General features: G+C 63.8%; 1 protein-coding gene. It reads left to right on the top strand.

Features of this window, described 5'->3' with window-relative positions:
* The coding region (locus tag EOD29_RS31865) for a molybdopterin cofactor-binding domain-containing protein (RefSeq protein ID WP_164763949.1) at positions 1-271 on the top strand (271 nt) is incomplete at both ends.

Below are 271 nucleotides of genomic sequence, written 5' to 3'. Positions count from 1 at the left end.
GTTGAGGTCCAGGTCGAGCCGACCACCCGGCGCATCAGGATGCCGCGCGTGGTGAGTGTCGCCGATTGCGGGCGCGTGGTCAGCCCGCGCAGTGCGGTCAGTCAGGTGCGTGGTGGCGTCGTGTGGGCCTTCGGCGCAGCACTTCGTGAGGCAACCGAAGTCGATCCGCGCTTCGGCGGTTTCCTTAACAATGATCTGGTGGATTACGTGGTGCCGGTGAACGCCGATATTGGGGAGATCGAGGTCGACTTCATCAATGAACCCGACCCGG

It is taken from the genome of Mesorhizobium sp. M1A.T.Ca.IN.004.03.1.1 (assembly GCF_003997555.1).
Classification (GTDB): domain Bacteria; phylum Pseudomonadota; class Alphaproteobacteria; order Rhizobiales; family Rhizobiaceae; genus Mesorhizobium.
Note: the sequence above shows the minus strand (reverse complement) of the source record. Positions and strands in the feature narration are given on the sequence as shown.